This window comes from Burkholderia sp. AU33803 (assembly GCF_002223095.1).
Lineage (GTDB): Bacteria > Pseudomonadota > Gammaproteobacteria > Burkholderiales > Burkholderiaceae > Burkholderia.
On sequence record NZ_NKFJ01000006.1, the window covers coordinates 464,184 to 482,346 of the forward strand.

Below are 18,163 nucleotides of genomic sequence, written 5' to 3' on the forward strand. Positions count from 1 at the left end.
AGATTCGATGTCAAGAAGTGCGGCGCGTCAAAATTTTGTCGGACTGATGCGCATGCTAGGCGAATTGTATTGGTTCATACATCCATAGGCGTTTAGCGTGTCGGTGGCGCTTTTTGCTATCGAGAGCTGCGAGGGGATAGTGTTCTGCCGATGGGCAGAATCAAACTGGCGCGCACCGGCGTACTCGGCAGGCAGCTTGTCCGATGCCTCGTCAATCGACCCGACGATAATCGTCTGGCTGGCACTCGCAACATCACTGCAGATTGGGCGTGTGCGGCTCATGACTGGCAGACGGCGAGGACCAGTTCGCCATCCTCTACGAGGATCGATTCATTCGACTATCCGTGTGAATATCAACCCGCCTTGAACACGGAAATTCTGATACTCCCAATGCCCCCCTCACTCCACCGTCACCGACTTCGCCAGATTCCTCGGCTTATCGATATCCGTCCCTCTTGCCAGCGCGGCGTGATACGCGAGCAATTGCATCGGCACCGTATGCAGAATCGGCGAAAGCGGCCCGTAGTACTCGTTGAGCCGAATGACCTCGATCCCTTCACCCGGCACGAGTCCGCAGTCCACATCCGCGAACACAAAAAGCCGCCCATTCCGCGCACTGACCTCATGCATGTTCGACCGGAGCTTTTCAAGCAGCATGTCGTTCGGCGCAACCGCAATCACCGGCATCTCGTTACTCACCAACGCCAGCGGCCCATGCTTCAGCTCCCCCGCCGGATAAGCCTCCGCGTGAATATACGAAATCTCCTTCATCTTCAGCGCGCCTTCGAGTGCGATCGGATAATGCATCCCGCGCCCGAGAAACAGCATGTTGTCGCGTCGTGCGAGCAGTTCCGACCAAGCCATGATTTGCGGCTCGAGCGCGAGCACTTTCGACATCGCATCCGGCAGGTGCCTTAGCGCACGCAGATGCTCCTTCTCTTCGTCGTCGCTCAACCGCTCACGCACCTGCGCAAGCGACAACGTCAGCAGAAACAACGCAACGAGCTGCGTCGTAAAAGCCTTCGTCGACGCCACCCCGATCTCGATCCCCGCGCGCGTCACGAACTGCAGCGCACATTCCCGCATCAACGCGCTCGTCGCGACATTGCAGATCGCGAGTGTATGCATCATCCCGAGTCGCTTGGCTACATGCACCGCACCAAGCACATCCGCCGTCTCGCCGCTCTGCGACACCGCGACAACGAGCGTGCGCGGATTCGGCACACTATCGCGATACCGAAACTCGCTGGCAATTTCCACGCTGGCCGGCAGCTTGGCGATGCTCTCGATCCAGTACTTCGCCGTGAGCGCCGCGTGATAACTCCCGCCACACGCAAGCAACAACACCGAATCCACGTCGTTGAAAACCCGCCAAGCGCCATCACCAAACGACTCCGGCATGATCGAAGACACATCGAGCAACGTATCGGCCACCGCCTGCGGCTGCTCGAAGATCTCCTTCTGCATGTAGTAGCGATACGACCCGAGATCGGCCGCCCCGCTATGCGCGGCGACTCGCTGCACAGCACGCTCGACACGCTGGCCGGCCGCATCGACGATCCAGTAGCGATGCAGCTGGATATCGGCAACGTCACCGTTCTCGAGGTAAGCGATGCGATCGGTAATCCCCGACAGCGCAATCGCATCCGACGCCAGAAAATTCTCCCCTTCGCCGACACCCACGACGAGCGGCATGCCATCACGCGCACCGACGATCCGGTGCGGCTCGTCGCGGCACATCACCGCGATCGCATAGCTGCCGCGCAGTCGCGCGACCGCACGCCGCACCGCATCGAACAGATCCCCGTCGTAAAGATGATCGATCAGGTGCGCGATCGCCTCGCTGTCGGTCTGGCTCGCGAACACGTAGCCATGCGCCTGCAGCTCCGCGCGCAGTTGATCGCAGTTCTCGATGATGCCGTTGTGCGACAGCGCGATGCGCGCATTGGCGTCGCTCGGCGAGAAGTGCGGATGCGCATTGAGCGTGACGGGCGCGCCGTGCGTAGCCCAGCGCGTATGCGCGATGCCGGTGTAACCCGACAGCGCATGCTCGGCGATCTCGCGCTGCAGGTTGGCCACACGATCGACGCTGCGGGCGCGCGCCAGCGCCCGGTCGCGGTAGACCACGACGCCGCACGAATCGTAGCCGCGGTATTCGAGCCGCTTCAGGCCGTCGACCAGGTTCGGCAGGATGTCCCGCTGGGCGACCGCCCCGACAATTCCACACATATCGCGCTCCGTAAATGTCCTGTCTGGATCAGTGAGAGCGATGGTAGGGCGAGCCAAATGGAATTAAATTTCAAAATACGACGACAAATGAAACGAACGGTAGATCGTCTATCATGTTGAAATTAAATTTCACGCCCTGACCGGAAGGAGCCGCCGATGGCCGGCATCACCCTCGACGATCTCGACCTGCGCATCCTCGCGATCCTGCAGGACGACGCGTCGGTGTCGAACCTGCAACTGGCCGAGCGCGCGCTGTCGTCGCCGCCCACCTGCATGCGCCGCGTGCGCCGGCTGACGGAAGCCGGCGTGATTCGTCGGCAGGTCGCGGTGCTCGATCCGGCGGCGATCGGCACGGCCGTCACCGCGCTGATCGAGATCAGCCTCGACCGGCAGACGGCCGAAGACTACGACGCGTTCGAAGCGTACGTATGCGCGGAGCCGGCCGTCACGCAGTGCTATCGCGTGTCGCCGGGGCCGGATTTCGTGGTGGTGGCCGATCTGGCCGACGTCGCCGAATACGACGAATTCGCGCGACGGCTGTTCACCGGCGCATCGAACGTCCGCAACGTGCGGACGTTCTTCTCGACGCATCGCGCGAAGTTCGAAGCGAACGCGCGAGTCACGCACGCGATGCGCAAGCGCGCGTGAGGTGATCGCGCGATCATCCGCAATGTGTTCGCGAATGCCTTCACGACGTCATCACGTCTCACGTCATCACGCAGCCGCGTCAGCCGCGCCCACGAGTTGCAGCGGCTTGCCATACCCGAAGCAATGCGCGGGCTCCGGAAACACACGCTGCCGCACGTCGTGCGCGTACTGACGCATCGCATCGCGCATCACCGCATTCGTATCGGCATAACGCTTCACGAAGCGCGGCGTGTACGCATCGAATGCGCCGATCATGTCCTCGGTCACGAGCACCTGTCCGTCGCATGCGGGCGATGCGCCGATGCCGATCGTCGGGATCGTCAGCGTGTCGGTGATATGGCGCGCGAGCGCTTCGGCCGTCCCTTCGATGACGACGCTGAACGCGCCGGCCCGTTCGGCCGAACACGCGGCATCGAACACCTGCGCGGCCGAGCGCGGGTCCATCCCCTGCGCGCGGAAGCCGCCCGTCGCGTTGGCTTGCTGCGGCATGAGGCCGACGTGCGCCATCACCGGAATGCCACGCTCGGTGAGGAAACGGATCGTGTCGCCCATCTCGCTGCCGCCTTCGAGCTTCACGGCTTGCGCGCCGGTTTCGGCGAGCAGGCGCGCGGCGGAGCGATACGCCTGCGCGGGCGATTCCTGGTACGTCGAGAACGGCAGGTCGACGACGACGCACGCCTGCGCGGCGCCGCGCACGACGGCCGCACCGTGTGCAATCATCATGTCGAGCGTGACGCGCAGCGTATCGGGCATCCCGTACAGCACCATGCCGACGGAGTCGCCGACGATGATCACGTCGGCCACCTCGTCGACGAGCTTCGCCATCGGCGCGGAATACGCGGTCAGCGACACGAGGCTGCCGATGCCCTTGGTCGAACGGATCGCGGTGACGGTCTTGCGGGTGGTGCGGGTATGAGCGCTCATGAGCGGAAGCCGTGTGAAAGAAGAGCCGCCACGGTAGCATCGCGCTCGTTCGTGCAATGACCTTCAGAGGACGTCTTATGGTGCTGGCGGGACAATCGGGTGACCCTTACGCGGTGCCGCCGATGGCGCGCCTGCCGAGGCCGCTGTATGTGCGCGCGTTCGGGATTCCCGGCAACGTGAGCATCGACGCGCACAGTCATCCGTGGGCGCAGCTGATGTATGCGACGAGCGGCGTGCTCGAGGTGTCGACGCCGTCGGGCCGGCACCTGCTGCCGCCGCACTATGCGATGTGGATTCCGCCGCACGTGCCGCATGCGGTGTCGACGCGCGATTGCGTCGCGTTCCACAGCCTGTATCTCGATGCGGCGATCGCGCGCGACGACGTGCACGACGATTGCGCGATCCTCTGCATGACGCCGCTGCTGCGCGAGCTGGTGCTCGCGACGGCCGAATTGCCGGTGAACTACGACGAGACGGGGCCGGACGGTGCGCTCGTTTGCCTGATCGCCGACCGGATCGCACGCATGCGGCAGGCGCCGCTGACGGTGCCGCTACCGCGCGATCCGCGTCTGCTGAAAATCGCGCGTGCGTTGCATGCGGATCCGGGCGATACGCGCAATCTCGACGAATGGGGCCATCAGGTCGGCGCGACGCGGCGCACGCTGTCGCGCCTGTTCCGGCAGGACACGGGGCTGTCGTTCACCGAATGGCGGCAGGCGGTGCGGCTGCTGGCGGCGCTGCCGCTTCTCGATGCGGGCGAGCCGATCGGCGCGGTGGCCGCGCAACTGGGCTACGACTCGACGTCGTCGTTCATCGCGCTGTTCCAGGCGAAATTCCAGGTGACGCCCGGCGCGTATGCGAAACGTGAAGCGCGCCGGCCCGTGCTGAACGCGTGACGCGGCCACACGTCGACATTCAAAACGTGAGCGCCTGCTGCACCGGATGGTGGGCGCCGCGCTCGAACCCCGCGCCTTCGAGCGACAGCAGCGCGCGCTTGCGATCGATGCCGCCCGCATAGCCGGTCAGGCTGCCCGACGCGCCGACCACGCGATGGCACGGCACCATGATCGACACCGGGTTGCGGCCGACCGCACCGCCCACGGCGCGCGCGCCGCTCATCGGCAAGCCGACGCGCTCGGTGATGTCGCCGTACGTCACCAATTCGCCGAACGGAATCGCGAGCAGTTCCTTCCATACCCGTCGTTGAAACGCAGTGCCGCGCAAGTGAATTGGCACCGAGAACGTCTCGCGCATGCCGGTGAAGTACTCGGCGACTTCTTCCGCGACCTTGCGCGCAAGCGGCGACATCGCGAGCGCGTCTGCCTCGGTCACGATCGCAACCGGCGGGGAGTATTTCTGGCCGACGAAGTAGAGGCCCGTCAGCGCATCGTCCTCGATGCGCACGGCGATGTCGCCCAGCGGGCTCGGAATCAGGTGAGCGGGAGTCATCGCGACACATCTCCATGAAGGCGCCACACGTGCAGTGCGGCATACGCGCGCCACGGCGCCCAGCGCGCGGCATGCGGCGCGGATGATGGCACACGGGCGCGTTCGGTGCGCGCGGGCAGCCACGCATCGTCGGCCGGGAACGCATTCGGCCAGGCCATCGCGCGCATCGCGACGTACTGCACCGCGTGTTCGTCGAAGCCGGGCAGCGCGCGCAGTGCGTCAAGCGTCGTGTCGAGCGGCGCCATCGGTTCGAGTGAGAGCGTGCCATCGTCGACTGCGCGGGCGAGCGACACGATCGCCCGTGCGGGTTCGCGTGCGATGCCGATCGTTTCAAGCGCGGAAGGCGGCAGGGCGGCCAGCGTCGCGGCGGAGGGCAGCGCGTGCGTGAGGCCCGGCGGCGCGCCTTCGATCGATGTGCCGAAGCGCTCGGCGATGCGTGCCAGCACCGGCGCGCTCGCATGCGTCGCCGCAAGCCGTTCGCCTGCAATCGCACGGATCGCAATCTCGACACCGTCGAACGCGCCGGGGACACGCAGGCCCGGCGAGCCGCTCGCGAGTTCGCCGAGATGCGCGTCGATCACGTCGGGGCGGCTGTCGAGATCGAACAGCCGCCGCACACGCGCGAGCACGGCCGGCACGACCGGCGTCAACGAGGGCGACACGGTGACGGCCAGCGCGAAACGCTGCGGCACGTGCGCGACGGACAGCCAGCCGGCCACGCGCCCGTTATCGGCGGTGGTGTTCGCGTTCCGGTTCGGCAATTCAACGACACGCGCATAACCCTGCGCATCGATCCGCTCGACACCGGCGATCTGCCGCTGCGCGAGAAAGCGCATCAGGTCGCCCCAAGCGAATGGCGGGCGATACGGCAGCGGAAATGTCATGTCGCCGTCGGCCGACGCGCGGGCTCCTTTGCGCAGCCTCAACGGATTGAGGCCGTAACGCTGCAGGAACAGGTCGTTGAAGCGCCGCACGCTGCCGAACCCGGCCGTCGACGCGACGACGGCCACCGGCAGCGCGGTATCGGTCAGCAAGCGCTTGGCCATCAGCAACCTGTGCGTCTGCGCGAACTCGACTGGCGACACGCCGAACTGCGCACCGAAGATCCGGCGCAGATGGCGTTCGGTTACGCCGACGCGCCGTGCGAGCGCATCGACGGAATGTGCGTTCAGGAAACCGTCCTCGATCAGCGTGGCGGCTGCGTCGGCGAGCGTCCCCGACAGGTCGAGTAGCCCGTGGCCGGGCGCGAGCTCGGGGCGGCAGCGCATGCAGGGTCGAAAGCCGGCTTTCTCGGCGGCCGCGGCGCTCGGGTAGTAGCTGCAGTTCTGCGCCTTCGGTGGCTTCACCGGGCAGACGGGGCGGCAATACACGCCCGTCGTCGCGACGCCGACGAAGAACCAGCCGTCGAAGCGGCGGTTCCGCGAAAGCAGGGCGTCGTAGCAGGAATCGGGATCGAGGCGCATGGGACGACTGTAAACCATCCCGGCCCCCGATTCTGGCTGGAATCGGACATGTGTCTCGGCGGCCATCCTCACGCGCGCTCGTCAGGAAAATCCGGGAAAAACGGTTAATGCCATGTAGTGAAACAGTCGTCTCTTTTGCCGCGACTAATTTGAGATGACTCATCGAAATCCCCGACTGACAGGGCATGGGCGCACGACCTATGCTTTGAAAAACGTTTTCCAGATTGATCGGCGGAATCGGCCGTGCGCGACGGGCGCGCCGCCGTCCGCCCCGGCGCCGGTCGCCGGTCAACGAACAACGTGCGGCGCGACGGGCGCGGCCGCGCATCGGAGACATTCATGCAATCTGCCGTCGTCGGCGCCGTGCGCGCTGTCGCCAGCCGCTACCGCTGGACCGTCTGTGCGCTGCTGTTTTTTGCGACCGTCATCAACTACATGGATCGGCAGATCCTCGGCCTGCTCGCGCCGATGCTCCAGCACGACATCGGCTGGAGCCAGGTGCAGTACGGCCGCATCGTGATGGCGTTTTCCGCGTTCTATGCGCTGGGCCTGCTCGGCTTCGGGCGCATCGTCGACCGGCTCGGCACGCGCATTTCATACGCGCTGGCGATGCTGGTGTGGAGCATCGCCGCGATGCTGCACGCGGCGGTCGGCTCGGTGATGGGCTTCGCGTTCGTGCGCGCGCTGCTCGGGATCGGCGAGGGCGGCAACTTCCCGGCCGCGATCAAGACGACGGCCGAATGGTTCCCGCGCCGCGAACGCGCGCTCGCCACCGGCATCTTCAACTCGGGCGCGAACATCGGCGCGGTGTTCGCCCCGGCGATCATCCCGGCGATCGCGGTGGCCTACGGCTGGCGCGCGGCGTTCGTGATCGTCGGCGCGATCGGCATCGTGTGGCTCGCGGTGTGGCTCGTGCTCTATCGCCAGGCCGATACGCGCGCGCTCGCCGCGGAATACGACGAGCCGCGCGACGAAGCGGAAGCGCTCGACGCGGCGAACGCGAACGCCGGCGCGCCGCGCTGGGGCGAACTGATCCGCAAGCGCGAGACGTGGGCGTTCCTGATCGGCAAGTTCCTGACCGATCCGGTGTGGTGGTTCTACCTGTTCTGGCTGCCGAAGTGGCTGAACGAATCGCGCGGGATGGACATGCAGCACATCGGCCTGCCGCTCGTCTGCATCTATGCGCTGACGACGGTCGGCAGTATCGGCGGCGGCTGGCTGTCGTCGATGCTGCTGCGTGCGGGCTGGAGCGTGAACGGCGCGCGCAAGACGGCGATGCTGATCTGCGCCTGCTGCGTGCTGCCGATCGCGTTCGTGTCGCAGGTGCAGAGCCTGTGGGCCGCGGTGCTGATCGTCGGGCTCGCCGCCGCCGCGCACCAGGGCTGGTCGGCGAACCTGTTCACGACGGCGTCCGACCTGTTCCCGCGCCGCGCGGTGGCATCGGTGGTCGGCATCGGCGGGATGGCCGGTTCGATCGGCGGCGTGCTGTTCTCGGAAGTGATCGGCCAGGTGCTGCAGCGCACGGGCCACTACTGGGTGCTGTTCGCGATCGGCGCGTCGGCCTACCTGATCGCGTTGGGCGTGATGCACATGCTCACGCCGAAGATGAAGCCTGCGCAGCTCGACGCATGAGTGCGTGATCGCGCGTCGACAAACGAACGCGCCGCCTTTGGGCGGCGCGCTTTCTTTTGCAGGCGCGAAACAGGAAACTCAGCCGGCCGCGGCCGTCGACGCGCGCATGATCAGCCGCGGCTCGAACGTCGAATAGCTCGCATCGGTACGGCCCGCGAGCGCATCGATCAGCTTCTGCATCGCGAGCTCGCCCATGTTCTCGCTCTGGATGTCGACGGTCGTCAGCGCGGGCGCCGCGTATTCGCCGTACGGCACGTTGTCGATGCCGGCGACCGACACGTCCTGCGGCAGCCGGAAACCGAGCGACGCGGCCTCTTTCATGAAGCCGAGCGCGATCAGGTCGTTGTAGCAGATCACGGCCTGCGGGCGCTGCGGCCCGAGCATCACGCGCGAACACGCACGCTCACCGGCTTCGGCGGTCGGCGCATGCGCATCGTGCACGTCGAGCGTGAGCCCGGCTTCCGCGAGACAGTCGCGCGCGCCCTGGATCCGCTCGTCGTTCACGCGTGCCGTGCCGAAGCCGAGATACGCGATACGCGTGTGGCCGAGATTGAGCAGATGGCGCGCGAGCATGTAGGTCGACAGCCGGTTGTCGATGCCGACGCTCGGAATCGGCAGGCCGGGGCTGCGACGCAGCAGCACGAGCGGCTTGTTGAGATCGAGCATCCAGCCGGCTTCGTCGTCGGGCATCCGCGTGCTGACGATCAGCCCGTCCACGCGTTGCGCGAGCGCTTCGATCAGCGAACGTTCGCGCGCCTGGCTCTCCTCGGTATCGACGAGCAGCAGCGTGTAGTCGTGCTGCAGCGCGACGCGGTTCGCGCCTTTCACCACGTTCGTGAAGTGCGGGTTGCTGATGTCGAGGATCACGAGGCCGATGGTGCGCGTGCGGCCGGTGATCATCGAGCGCGCGAGCGGGTTCGAACGGTAGCCGAGCCGCTCGATCGCCTCCTTGAGCCGTGCCTCGACGGTCGGCGAGAAGCGCTGCGTGCCGTTCACGTACTTCGATACCGTCGCGACCGACACGCCGGCTTCCGCCGCCACGTCGCGGATCGTCGGGGAAACTTTTTTCATTCGAAGGGTAACGTTTTCGTTCCGTAAGGCCGGATTGTGGCAGAAAAAGAGCACGCGCGGCCACGCGCCGATATCGGGAAAGTGCGGATAGATGCGACCGGGTTCGGCCATTGACGTTCGGCAGTGCGCCCGCGTATAGTTGGAAAACGTTTTCCGATTCAGTCAGATTTCAGGTCAGATTCAAGGAGATTCGATGAATGCCTCATCCACCGGCGCGCGCAAACCGTTCGGGCGCCTGCTGCTGACGGGCGCGGCCGGCAACCTCGGCCGCCAGTTGCGCGGCGCGCTCGCCGACTGGGCCGACGTCGTGCGCGTCAGCGACATCGCTGCGCTCGGCGATGCGGCCGCGCATGAAGAAACCCGCGTCGTCGACCTGGCCGACCGGGCCGCGGTGATGCAGCTCGTCGACGGCGTGGACGCGATCGTCCACCTCGGCGGCATTTCGGTCGATGCGCCGTTCGACGATCTCGTCGGCGCGAACATCACCGGCACGTACAACCTGTACGAAGCCGCGCGCAAGCACGGCGTGAAGCGCGTCGTGTTCGCGAGCTCGAACCATGCGATCGGCTTCCATCCGGTCACGGAAGTGCTCGACGCCGATGCGCCGCTGCGCCCCGACAGCCTGTACGGCGTGACGAAGTGCTTCGGCGAATCGCTGTCGCGCTACTACTTCGACCGCTTCGGGATCGAGACCGTGTGCCTGCGGATCGGTTCATCGTTCGAAGTGCCAAAGAATCCGCGCATGCTCGTGACGTTCCTCAGCTATCGCGACTTCATCGAGCTCGTGCGCTGCTCGCTGCTGACGAACCGCGTCGGTCACGCGATCGTGTACGGCGCGTCGGACAACCCGGTGAAGTGGTGGGACAACACGAAGGCCGGTTTCCTCGGCTTCCGCCCGCGCGACAGCTCCGAGCAGTTTGCCGGGCTGTTCCCGGTGACGGCGCCGACCGCTGACCACGACGATCCCGCGCAGCGGTTCCAGGGCGGCGGGTTCGTCGTCGGCGAGCCGATGGAGCGCAACGCGTCGTAAGCGTCGCCGGCGTCGCGGCTCAGCGCAGGATATCGGTCGCCTTGTGCCGAGCGTCGACGCCGTCGATCAGGATCAGCGGGCCGCTCGCGTGCTGCGCACGCAGCGGCTGGATCTGCCGGTATGCATCCGATTCGTACCACGCGCGCGCGGTGTCGAGATCGGGAAACGCGATCGCGATCAGGTCGCCGCGCCACACGCCTTCGCGTACGTCCGGCCGCGCGCCGTGAATCACGAAATGTCCGTTAAAAGGCGCAAGCGTGCCGTCGATGCGTTCGAGGTATTCGACGATGTCGTCGCCCATCTCGACGTCGTGCAGGTGGGCGATGGCGTAGGCGGTCATGGCAGGCTCCTCGATGTGATGCGGTTCGTGCATCGATGGAGCCATGATCGCGGCGCGGGCGGCGCGCGTCGATTACCTGCGACGTAAGCAAATCCGCGCAGATGAGAACGGGGGCATGCGCGCGTCGGCAGACACACTGCGCATGCGGCGCGGTAGCGTCCGTGCATACCGCTTGTCCGCACGCATCGTCAGTCGCGGCGCGGCGTCAACGTCAACGCGTCTTGCTGCAAGCCGGATCGGTGCCTCGCCGCTCGGCAGAATCACACCAGTAATCCGGCCGCCATGCTTCGAACGTGACCGCTTTCGCTACATTGGCGCGCGTGACGCGCACCGGGTCGGCTTTCAGCGCATCGCCGTTCGGGTCGTCGTTGAAGCGCCAGTTCCGGAACACCTCGCGATGGAACACCCACGTGCGATGCGCAGTGTCGTAGCGAAACGTGACACGGTCGCGCCAGTGGTCATGGCCTGCGAACACGCCCTGTTCGACCGTGAACGTGCGCGGTTCGATCGTCAGCGCGTTCTCGGCGACGCCATCCAGATACGGGTCGCCCATCCCGCCTTCGTCTGCTTTCATGATCACGGTGTCGTTGCGCGCCGCGAGCCGGTAGTGCCCATCCTTGTCCGGCAGGAAGATCATCAGCGGACGTAGCGACGCCTTGCGCATCGAGTCGTCGGGCTGATGCGCGACGACCACATAGCCGATGCGGGCGCCGTCGGTCAGTCGCCCCGACGCGGCGTCCATCGCTTCGTAGCCGGTGGGCAACTGCGCGACGATGTCTGCCGGAAGCTCGGGGGCGGTGGGGCACGCGAACGACGCAGGCGTATCGGCGCACGTCCTGGCGCAAGCGCTGCCGATGCCGAACGTCAGCAGTGCGGCGACGAGGAATCCTGTGGTGCGGGGGATCGTCATGCGGATCGGGTCTTGAAGTCGCGCCGCGAAAGCCGGCGCACGCGCGTCGACTCGTCTCGCCGCCGCGCGGGTTGGTTGTTTTTCAGGTGACGCAGTGTAACCAGTCATGCACGCTTGCGCGTCGGCCGCGGGACCGGCGCGGGCACCGGTGCCGACGCCGGCGCTTCGTCGGCCTGCGCGCACAGTCGGTCGAGCATCCGTTGCGCGGTTTCCGCGCAATCTTCGCCGTCCGGCTTGTTCTCGATCTCGTCGATCAGCACCTCCAGATGTTGCCGGTTCTGCGCGAGACGCTGTTCGAGCAGCACGATTTCGTCGACCTTGTGCCGCAGCGCCACCAGCAGCTCGTCGCGCGGCCACGCGCCGAGATCGGGCGGCAACACCGCGCGGATCTCGTCGAGCGCGAAGCCCGCGCGCTGCGCGCGGTCGATGATCGCGAGCCGCATCAACGCTTCCGACCCGTATTGCCGATAGCCGTTCGCCTGCCGACGGGCCGGTTCGAGCAGCCCGCTCGCTTCGTAGAAGCGGATGCGGGACGCCGCGAGGCCGCTCGCCTTCGCCAGTTCGCCGATTTTCATGCAGTGCTCCAAAAGGGCTTGACCTTAAAGTTGACTTTAAAGTTATCGTTGGGCATCGTCAATCGAGGGTGTCCTCCATGAACCTGTTTACACCGCTGACACTGCCCAACGGGGCGGTGATTCCGAACCGTCTGGCCAAGGCCGCGATGGAAGAGAACATGGCCGATGCGAACCACGCACCGTCCGACGCGTTGCTGCGCCTGTACCAGGCGTGGGCCGACGGCCAGGTCGGCCTGATCCTGACCGGCAACGTGATGGTGGACGGCCGCGCGATGACGGGGCCGAACGGCGTCGTGCTCGAGAGCGATGCGCATCTCGAGCGCTTTCGCCGCTGGGCGCAGGTGGCGCGCTCGGGCGGCGCGCACGTGTGGATGCAGATCAATCACCCGGGGCGCCAGATGCAGGCGGCGCTCGGCCAGACGACGCTCGCGCCGTCGGCCGTGCCGCTCGCGCTCGGGGCGCTGTCGAAACAGTTCCCGGTGCCGAAGGAGATGACGCCGGCCGATATCGCCGACGTGCAGCGCCGCTTCGTGCGCGCCGCGCAACTCGCGGAGCAGAGCGGTTTCACGGGCGTGGAGATTCACGCGGCGCACGGTTATCTGCTGAGCCAGTTCCTGTCGCCGCTGACGAACCGCCGGCAGGACCAGTGGGGCGGCAGCATCGAGAATCGCGCACGCCTGCTGCTCGACATCGTGCGGGACGTGCGCGCGACGGTGTCGCCGCAATTCGCGGTCGCGGTCAAGCTGAACTCGGCCGATTTCCAGCGCGGCGGCTTCAGCGCGGACGAGGCGAAGCGCGTGGTCGAGCTGCTGAATCCGCTCGGCGTCGATCTCGTCGAATTGTCGGGCGGCAGCTATGAAGTGCCGGCGATGCAGGGCGAGGCGCGCGACGGCCGCACGCTGGCCCGCGAAGCGTATTTCCTCGAGTTCGCGCGCGACATCACGGCCGTCGCGCGGATGCCGCTGATGGTCACGGGCGGCATCCGGCGTCGCGTGGTGGCCGAGCAGGTGGTCGACAGCGGCGTGGCGATGGTCGGCATCGCGACCGCGCTGTCGATCGAGCCGAACCTGCCGCGCGACTGGCGGGCCGGCAAGGACACCGCACCGGTGCTGGAACCGATCCGCTGGAAGAACAAGGCGCTGGGCGCGCTGGCCAACATGGCCGTCGTCAAGTTCCAGCTCACGCGGCTGAGCGCTGGCCGGCGCACGCACCCGCAGGTGTCGCCGCTGCGCGCGCTGGTCAGGCAGCAACTGGCCGCGCAGTGCCAGACGCGGCGCTACCGGAAATGGATGGCGGGGCGTGCGGCGGGCACGCGTGCGTGACGTGCGGTCATGCGGTTCGGCGAGGGGTTCGTCGGGCCGCTGTGCGCGGATCCAGGGCGTTCATGCGGTTGCGTGAGTGGCCGCGCATTCGCGGTGAGGTCGCGATGAGGCCGCGATGAATGCCCCCGCCGCAGTGCATGCGCACGGGCGGCGGGTGCGGCGCACCGCACCGCGCCGCATCAGAACCGGTAGTTGGCCACCACTTCGAGCCGCCGGTCGTTGCCGAGCAGGTACTGCGTCTCGTTGTAGTACGCGGACTGCACGAAGCGCCGGTTGAACACGTTGTACGCGCGCGCGGTGATCGTCGTGTCCTTGCGCGGCTTCCACGCGAGGCCGAGGTCGACCGTGGTGTACGACGGCATCACGAGCTGGTTCGCGGTGTCGGCGAAGCGCTTGCCGACGTACTTGACGCCCGCGATGCCCGTCCAGTCCGGCGCGAAGCGCCAGCTCACCCACAGGTTCGCGAGCCGCTGCGGCACCGACACCGGCACGTTGCCCGCGCGCGACACCGTCGTGCCGCCGGACGTCTGCTGGAAGTCGTCGTATTTCGCACGCAGGATCGACACGTTCACGTCGACGCGCCAGTCCTTCGCGATCTCCGCGCCGATCGTCGCCTCGAGCCCGCGCGACGACTGCTGGCCGACCTGGATCGACTGGTTCGGGTTCAGCGGATCGGCCGTCAGCAGATTGCTCTTGACGATCCGGTACGCGGCGAGCGTCCATTCCGCCTTGCCGTCGAGGAACGACTGCTTCACGCCGATCTCGATCTGCCGGCCGGTCGCGAGCGTGAAGTTCGCCTTCGACGCATTCAGCGACAGCAGCGAGCTGATCGGATCGGCCGCGACCGAGTACTGGCCGTACACGGCGAGGCCGGGCTGCACGTCGTACACGGTGCCGATGCGCCAGCCCGTGTTCGCGAACACCTTCGTGAATGCGCCGCCGTTCACGAGATCGTCGCGGTTCACGCTCGCATGGTCGTAGCGCAGCCCGCCGATCACCGACCAGCGCGGCGTGATTTCCAGCCGGTTCTCGGCGAACAGCGCGTACTGGTTCGCCTGGCTGCGGTACTTCGGGTAGGTGCCGGCCGTGTTGATGAAGCTGCCCGGATCGAAGTTGAACGGATCGACCGTCGACGTGCCCGAATACGGCGAGTTGTTGTCGTGCTGGAACGTCGTGTGATTGAACTCGACGCCCGTCGAGAACGTGTTGCGCATGCCGAGCAGCGCGGTGGTGACGGTGGCCGCCGTCACGTTGCCGTACTGCGCCTGGTCGTGGAAGATTTCCGTGAAGCTGCTGCGCCGCACTTGCGCGGTCGACGGCAGGTACGTGTAGTACTCCGCATCCTTCCAGTGACGGTTGCTCTTCATCCGGTAGAGCGTGCTCGTCACGTTCAGGCTGTCGCTCGGCTGCCAGTTCGCCGCGACCGTCGCCCAGCTGTCGCGGAACGCGATGTCGCTGTCGCCGACGTTGTAGTTCTTCTTGTCGAGCGCGCGATCGCGCGCGCCGTTCACGAGCGGCACGCCGAAATATTGCATCGGGTGCTGGAAGCCCTGCGCATACGACGCCGTCACGTACAGGTCGGCGCTCACGTCGTAGCGCAGCGCGCCGGAGATCGACAGGTTGCGCGAATTGCCGCGGTCGACCCAGTTCGACGAACGGTTGCCGCTGATGTCGAAGCGGTACGACAGCGTGTCGTTGATCGCGCCGCCGCTGCCGAACGCGACCCGCGCCGTGCCCTCGGTGCCGCCGCCAACTTGCAGTTCGTTCTGGATCGCGCCGCGCGTCGGCTTCTTCGGCACGATGTTGACGACCCCGCCGATCGCGCCTTCGCCGTAGATCACCGACGCCGGGCCGCGCAGCACGTCGATATGGTCGACCGACCACGTGTCGAACGGAAACGTGATGCCGATCGCGCCGTACGGGCGCACGCCGTCATAGAGCTGCGTGACCGACGACGCGCCGACGAAGCCGCGCGCGCCGAGCTCCGAGCCGCCGTTGCCCGGATGCGGCGACGCGCTGATGCCGGCGGCGCGGCTCACCGCGTCGACGATTGCGCTGTCGCCGCGGGTGTCGAGCGTCTTGCGATCGATCTGCTCGACGCTCGCGGGCGTTTCGAGCGAGGTCAAGCCGAGACGGCTGCCGGTGTCGAGCGGCTGCGTGAGCGGTGTCGCCTTCTGTGCGTTGACGCGAATCGGGGCGAGCGTGGCGCCGGCGCTCGCGGCATCGCTTTCCTGTGCCTGGCCCGCGGGCGAGAAGGCCGCGAGCAAGGCGGCGGGCAGCATCAATCTGAACTTCATGTTTCGAGATCCTTTGAATCTGTTCAATGCGGTGTTGCTTGAAAGGCGGCGCATCAGAACGCGTACCGCATGCCGGCGAACACGCTGCGCCCTTCGCCCGGATAGAAGATCGCGGTGTTCGCGGTGCGCGCATCGGCGACCGTGCTGATGTCGCTCACATAGCGCTTGTTGGTCAGGTTGCGCGCATCGACGAACAGCGAGAGGCCATTGCGGAAGTCGTAACCGGCCTGCAGCCCGAGCAGCGTGTAGCTCGGCACGCGCAACGTGTTCGCATCGTCGGCCCACGCGCCCGACGGCACCCAGTCGAGCGTCGCCGCGATGTGGAAGCCGCTCGGCCGCGCGTAGCCCAGCGTCGCGCGCAGCACGTTCAGCGGCACGCCCGCGATCCGGTTGTTGCCGTACTGCGGGTCGTTCTTGAAGCGGAAGTCGTTCAGGTTCCAGATGCCCGACAGCGTGACCTTGTCGCCCGCGCCGCGCCCGGTGACGTTGCGCAGCAACTCGACCGACGCGCCGGCCTCGATCCCTTGCAGCACCGTCTTGTTCGCATTGAACGTCGACGCCGGCACATCCGGGTTCGTCGTGTACTGCAGCAGCTGGTCGCGCACGAGCGAGCGATAGGCGGTCACGTCCCAGCTCACGCGCTCGCGCGAGCCGCGCGTGCCGAACTCGATCGTCCACGCGTGCTGCGCCGCGAGCGGCGCGAAGCGCGTCGTGTTCGAGAAGGTCTGCGTGAGGTCGGTGAAGTCGGGCACGTCCTGGCTGCGCGTGATGTCGACGTAGGCCTGGGTGTGCGCGTCCGGCTGCCACAGCAGCCCGAGCTTCGGATTGACGCCGCTGTAGCTCGCGTTCGTCGACTTGGTGTTCGGGTTGCGCGGCAGCCCGCCGTTGTCGATGTACTCGCGCACCGAGTGCAGCACCTTCACACCCGTCATCAGCGCGACGGTCGGCATGAAGAACAGCCGGTTCTCGACGTACGCCTCGTAGTTGAAGGCCGTCTGCGTCGAGTCGAGCGTCTGCGCGCCCTTGTTGCCGTTGACGTTCACGTACTGGTTCGCCTGCGTGCGGCCGCCGAAGAAGCGCGCGCCGACGATCAGGTCGTTGCGCATCCCGCCGAGCGTCAGGTGGCCCGTGTAGCGCGGCGCGAAGCCGTAGGTCCAGCCGTCCTGGTCGAGCGCCTGGAAAATCGGGTGATAGAGGCTCTTGTGGATTGCCCACGTGTCGAACTGCAGCTCGCCCGAATCGAGCTTCACCGTCGTGCGGTTCGCGATCCGCTCGGTGCGCGTGTTGCGCGCCTGGTCGCCCGATATCGCGTTCGGTGCGGCCTTGGTCGGATTGTTCAGCGCGTCGGACAGCGACAGCGTGCCGGGCAGCAACTGGTCGACGACGTACACGCCGACGTAGAAGCGTGTCTCGACCGTCGGGCTGAACCGGTAGCCGACGTTCGCGTTGAACTGCTCATATTGCCCCTTCGAATGATCGCGATAGCCGTCCGTGTGATTGACGCTGAAGTTCGCGAGGAAATCGAGCGGGCCGAGCACGCGCGAGATCTGCGCGCTGGTGCGCACCGTGCCGTAGCTGCCGCCTTCCGCGCGCAGGATGTTCGGCGCGTCGGCGGTATGAGCGGTCGGCGTGATGAAGTCGATCGCGCCGCCGAGTGTCGACGCCCCATACGCGAGGCCGTTGCCGCCCTTGTAGACCTGCACCGCCTGCAGTGCGAGTGGATCGATCTGGTAGTAGTCGCCGCTGCCGTCCGCGAGGTTGGTCGGGATGCCGTCCTGCAGGATCTCGAGGCCGCGCGTGTGGTACGAGCGGGCGATGCCCGAGCCGCGAATCGACAGCCGCAACTCCTGGCCGTAGCGGTTCTCGACGAACACGCCCGGCACGTCCTTCAGCACGTCGCGCAGCGTGAACGCGTAGGTGTTCCGGTAGCTGTCGGCATCGACGAAGCCCACCGAGCCGACCGTCTGCTCGAGCGTGCGCTTCAGGCTGCCGGTCGATTTCGATGTCAGCGAGTCGAGCTCGCGGGGTGCGTTGACGTTGATGGCGGGCAGCGTCGATGCGGCCGGTGCATCGGTGGGTGCGTCGGCGCCTTGCGCGCAGGCGGCCGACGCGAAGAGCACGGAAATCGCGCCGGACAGCGCGGCGGCAATACGGGTCGAGGTAAGCATGTCGTTGTACGTAGGGTTGCGGTGACGATGATGAGACGGACACGATGCGCGCCATGCACGGCACCGGCCACCGCGCGTGGTCACGCGCGCGGGTTCGGCATCGGG

The 18,163-nt window shown here is 66.6% G+C and carries 15 protein-coding genes; 5 read left to right on the top strand and 10 right to left on the bottom strand.

Annotation, left to right across the window (positions count from 1 at the left end; translation table 11 throughout):
- Positions 1-399: 399 nt before the first annotated feature.
- Positions 400-2,229, bottom strand: coding sequence for a glutamine--fructose-6-phosphate transaminase (isomerizing) (gene glmS / locus CFB41_RS19330; RefSeq protein ID WP_089457548.1), 1,830 nt, complete (start codon positions 2,227-2,229; stop codon positions 400-402).
- Positions 2,230-2,385: 156 nt separating this feature from the next.
- Here glmS and CFB41_RS19335 point away from each other — a divergent pair, with 156 nt between their 5' ends.
- Entirely contained in the window at positions 2,386-2,877 is a 492-nt protein-coding gene (locus tag CFB41_RS19335) for an Lrp/AsnC family transcriptional regulator (RefSeq protein WP_089443348.1), read from the top strand.
- Positions 2,878-2,943: 66 nt separating this feature from the next.
- On the opposite strand, the gene panB is transcribed toward CFB41_RS19335, so the two are convergent.
- A complete protein-coding gene (gene panB, locus CFB41_RS19340) occupies positions 2,944-3,801 on the bottom strand; it encodes a 3-methyl-2-oxobutanoate hydroxymethyltransferase (RefSeq protein ID WP_089457549.1) in 858 nt (285 codons plus the stop codon).
- A gap of 77 nt (positions 3,802-3,878) precedes the next feature.
- Between panB and CFB41_RS19345 the strand changes: the two genes are divergently transcribed.
- The gene (locus CFB41_RS19345; RefSeq protein ID WP_089457550.1) at positions 3,879-4,697 is read left to right on the top strand and encodes a helix-turn-helix domain-containing protein; all 819 of its coding nucleotides are present in this window, start codon (positions 3,879-3,881) and stop codon (positions 4,695-4,697) included.
- Positions 4,698-4,716: 19 nt separating this feature from the next.
- Here CFB41_RS19345 and CFB41_RS19350 read toward each other — a convergent pair whose 3' ends face one another.
- A complete protein-coding gene (locus CFB41_RS19350) occupies positions 4,717-5,250 on the bottom strand; it encodes a methylated-DNA--[protein]-cysteine S-methyltransferase (RefSeq protein ID WP_089457551.1) in 534 nt (177 codons plus the stop codon).
- Positions 5,247-6,731 (bottom strand): bifunctional transcriptional activator/DNA repair enzyme AdaA, encoded by a 1,485-nt coding sequence (locus CFB41_RS19355; protein ID WP_089457552.1) that lies wholly within the window; start codon positions 6,729-6,731, stop codon positions 5,247-5,249. The genes CFB41_RS19350 and CFB41_RS19355 overlap by 4 nt, the downstream gene beginning before the upstream one ends.
- A gap of 321 nt (positions 6,732-7,052) precedes the next feature.
- Here CFB41_RS19355 and CFB41_RS19360 point away from each other — a divergent pair, with 321 nt between their 5' ends.
- Positions 7,053-8,345 carry an MFS transporter gene (locus CFB41_RS19360; protein WP_089443395.1) on the top strand — a complete coding sequence of 431 codons (1,293 nt, stop codon included), beginning with the start codon at positions 7,053-7,055 and terminating at the stop codon, positions 8,343-8,345.
- A gap of 78 nt (positions 8,346-8,423) precedes the next feature.
- Here CFB41_RS19360 and CFB41_RS19365 read toward each other — a convergent pair whose 3' ends face one another.
- Positions 8,424-9,527 carry a LacI family DNA-binding transcriptional regulator gene (locus CFB41_RS19365; protein ID WP_089457553.1) on the bottom strand — a complete coding sequence of 368 codons (1,104 nt, stop codon included), beginning with the start codon at positions 9,525-9,527 and terminating at the stop codon, positions 8,424-8,426.
- Positions 9,528-9,609: 82 nt separating this feature from the next.
- Here CFB41_RS19365 and CFB41_RS19370 point away from each other — a divergent pair, with 82 nt between their 5' ends.
- Complete coding sequence (locus CFB41_RS19370) at positions 9,610-10,446, top strand: NAD(P)-dependent oxidoreductase (protein WP_089457554.1); 837 nt, start codon at positions 9,610-9,612, stop codon at positions 10,444-10,446.
- A gap of 19 nt (positions 10,447-10,465) precedes the next feature.
- Here CFB41_RS19370 and CFB41_RS19375 read toward each other — a convergent pair whose 3' ends face one another.
- From CFB41_RS19375 to CFB41_RS19385, 3 genes are all read right to left on the bottom strand, one after another.
- Positions 10,466-10,786 (bottom strand): DUF1330 domain-containing protein, encoded by a 321-nt coding sequence (locus tag CFB41_RS19375; protein ID WP_089458922.1) that lies wholly within the window; start codon positions 10,784-10,786, stop codon positions 10,466-10,468.
- Between the two features lie 211 nt (positions 10,787-10,997).
- A complete protein-coding gene (locus CFB41_RS19380) occupies positions 10,998-11,696 on the bottom strand; it encodes a hypothetical protein (RefSeq protein WP_089457555.1) in 699 nt (232 codons plus the stop codon).
- Between the two features lie 104 nt (positions 11,697-11,800).
- A complete protein-coding gene (locus CFB41_RS19385; protein ID WP_089457556.1) occupies positions 11,801-12,271 on the bottom strand; it encodes a MerR family transcriptional regulator in 471 nt (156 codons plus the stop codon).
- Positions 12,272-12,348: 77 nt separating this feature from the next.
- On the opposite strand from CFB41_RS19385, the gene CFB41_RS19390 reads away from it, so the two are divergent.
- Positions 12,349-13,593, top strand: a complete 1,245-nt coding sequence (locus CFB41_RS19390; protein ID WP_089457557.1) for an NADH:flavin oxidoreductase/NADH oxidase family protein — start codon at positions 12,349-12,351, stop codon at positions 13,591-13,593.
- A 179-nt stretch (positions 13,594-13,772) separates the two neighbouring features.
- On the opposite strand, the gene CFB41_RS19395 is transcribed toward CFB41_RS19390, so the two are convergent.
- Both CFB41_RS19395 and CFB41_RS19400 read right to left on the bottom strand, forming a co-directional pair.
- Entirely contained in the window at positions 13,773-15,890 is a 2,118-nt protein-coding gene (locus tag CFB41_RS19395) for a TonB-dependent siderophore receptor (protein ID WP_089457558.1), read from the bottom strand.
- 53 nt (positions 15,891-15,943) lie between these two features.
- The gene (locus tag CFB41_RS19400; RefSeq protein ID WP_089457559.1) at positions 15,944-18,058 is read right to left on the bottom strand and encodes a TonB-dependent receptor; all 2,115 of its coding nucleotides are present in this window, start codon (positions 18,056-18,058) and stop codon (positions 15,944-15,946) included.
- Positions 18,059-18,163 lie beyond the last annotated feature (105 nt).

What these genes read in the sequence shown, in the direction of transcription:
- CFB41_RS19385 (WP_089457556.1), bottom strand. Translation starts at nt 12,271, where the DNA reads ATGAAAATCGGCGAACTGGCGAAGGCGAGCGGCCTCGCGGCGTCCCGC.
- CFB41_RS19380 (WP_089457555.1), bottom strand. Translation starts at nt 11,696, where the DNA reads ATGACGATCCCCCGCACCACAGGATTCCTCGTCGCCGCACTGCTGACG.
- CFB41_RS19350 (WP_089457551.1), bottom strand. Translation starts at nt 5,250, where the DNA reads ATGACTCCCGCTCACCTGATTCCGAGCCCGCTGGGCGACATCGCCGTG.
- CFB41_RS19400 (WP_089457559.1), bottom strand. Translation starts at nt 18,058, where the DNA reads ATGCTTACCTCGACCCGTATTGCCGCCGCGCTGTCCGGCGCGATTTCC.
- CFB41_RS19345 (WP_089457550.1), top strand. Translation starts at nt 3,879, where the DNA reads ATGGTGCTGGCGGGACAATCGGGTGACCCTTACGCGGTGCCGCCGATG.
- panB (WP_089457549.1), bottom strand. Translation starts at nt 3,801, where the DNA reads ATGAGCGCTCATACCCGCACCACCCGCAAGACCGTCACCGCGATCCGT.
- CFB41_RS19335 (WP_089443348.1), top strand. Translation starts at nt 2,386, where the DNA reads ATGGCCGGCATCACCCTCGACGATCTCGACCTGCGCATCCTCGCGATC.
- CFB41_RS19375 (WP_089458922.1), bottom strand. Translation starts at nt 10,786, where the DNA reads ATGACCGCCTACGCCATCGCCCACCTGCACGACGTCGAGATGGGCGAC.
- glmS (WP_089457548.1), bottom strand. Translation starts at nt 2,229, where the DNA reads ATGTGTGGAATTGTCGGGGCGGTCGCCCAGCGGGACATCCTGCCGAAC.
- CFB41_RS19360 (WP_089443395.1), top strand. Translation starts at nt 7,053, where the DNA reads ATGCAATCTGCCGTCGTCGGCGCCGTGCGCGCTGTCGCCAGCCGCTAC.
- CFB41_RS19395 (WP_089457558.1), bottom strand. Translation starts at nt 15,890, where the DNA reads ATGAAGTTCAGATTGATGCTGCCCGCCGCCTTGCTCGCGGCCTTCTCG.
- CFB41_RS19370 (WP_089457554.1), top strand. Translation starts at nt 9,610, where the DNA reads ATGAATGCCTCATCCACCGGCGCGCGCAAACCGTTCGGGCGCCTGCTG.
- CFB41_RS19365 (WP_089457553.1), bottom strand. Translation starts at nt 9,527, where the DNA reads ATGGCCGAACCCGGTCGCATCTATCCGCACTTTCCCGATATCGGCGCG.
- CFB41_RS19390 (WP_089457557.1), top strand. Translation starts at nt 12,349, where the DNA reads ATGAACCTGTTTACACCGCTGACACTGCCCAACGGGGCGGTGATTCCG.
- CFB41_RS19355 (WP_089457552.1), bottom strand. Translation starts at nt 6,731, where the DNA reads ATGGTTTACAGTCGTCCCATGCGCCTCGATCCCGATTCCTGCTACGAC.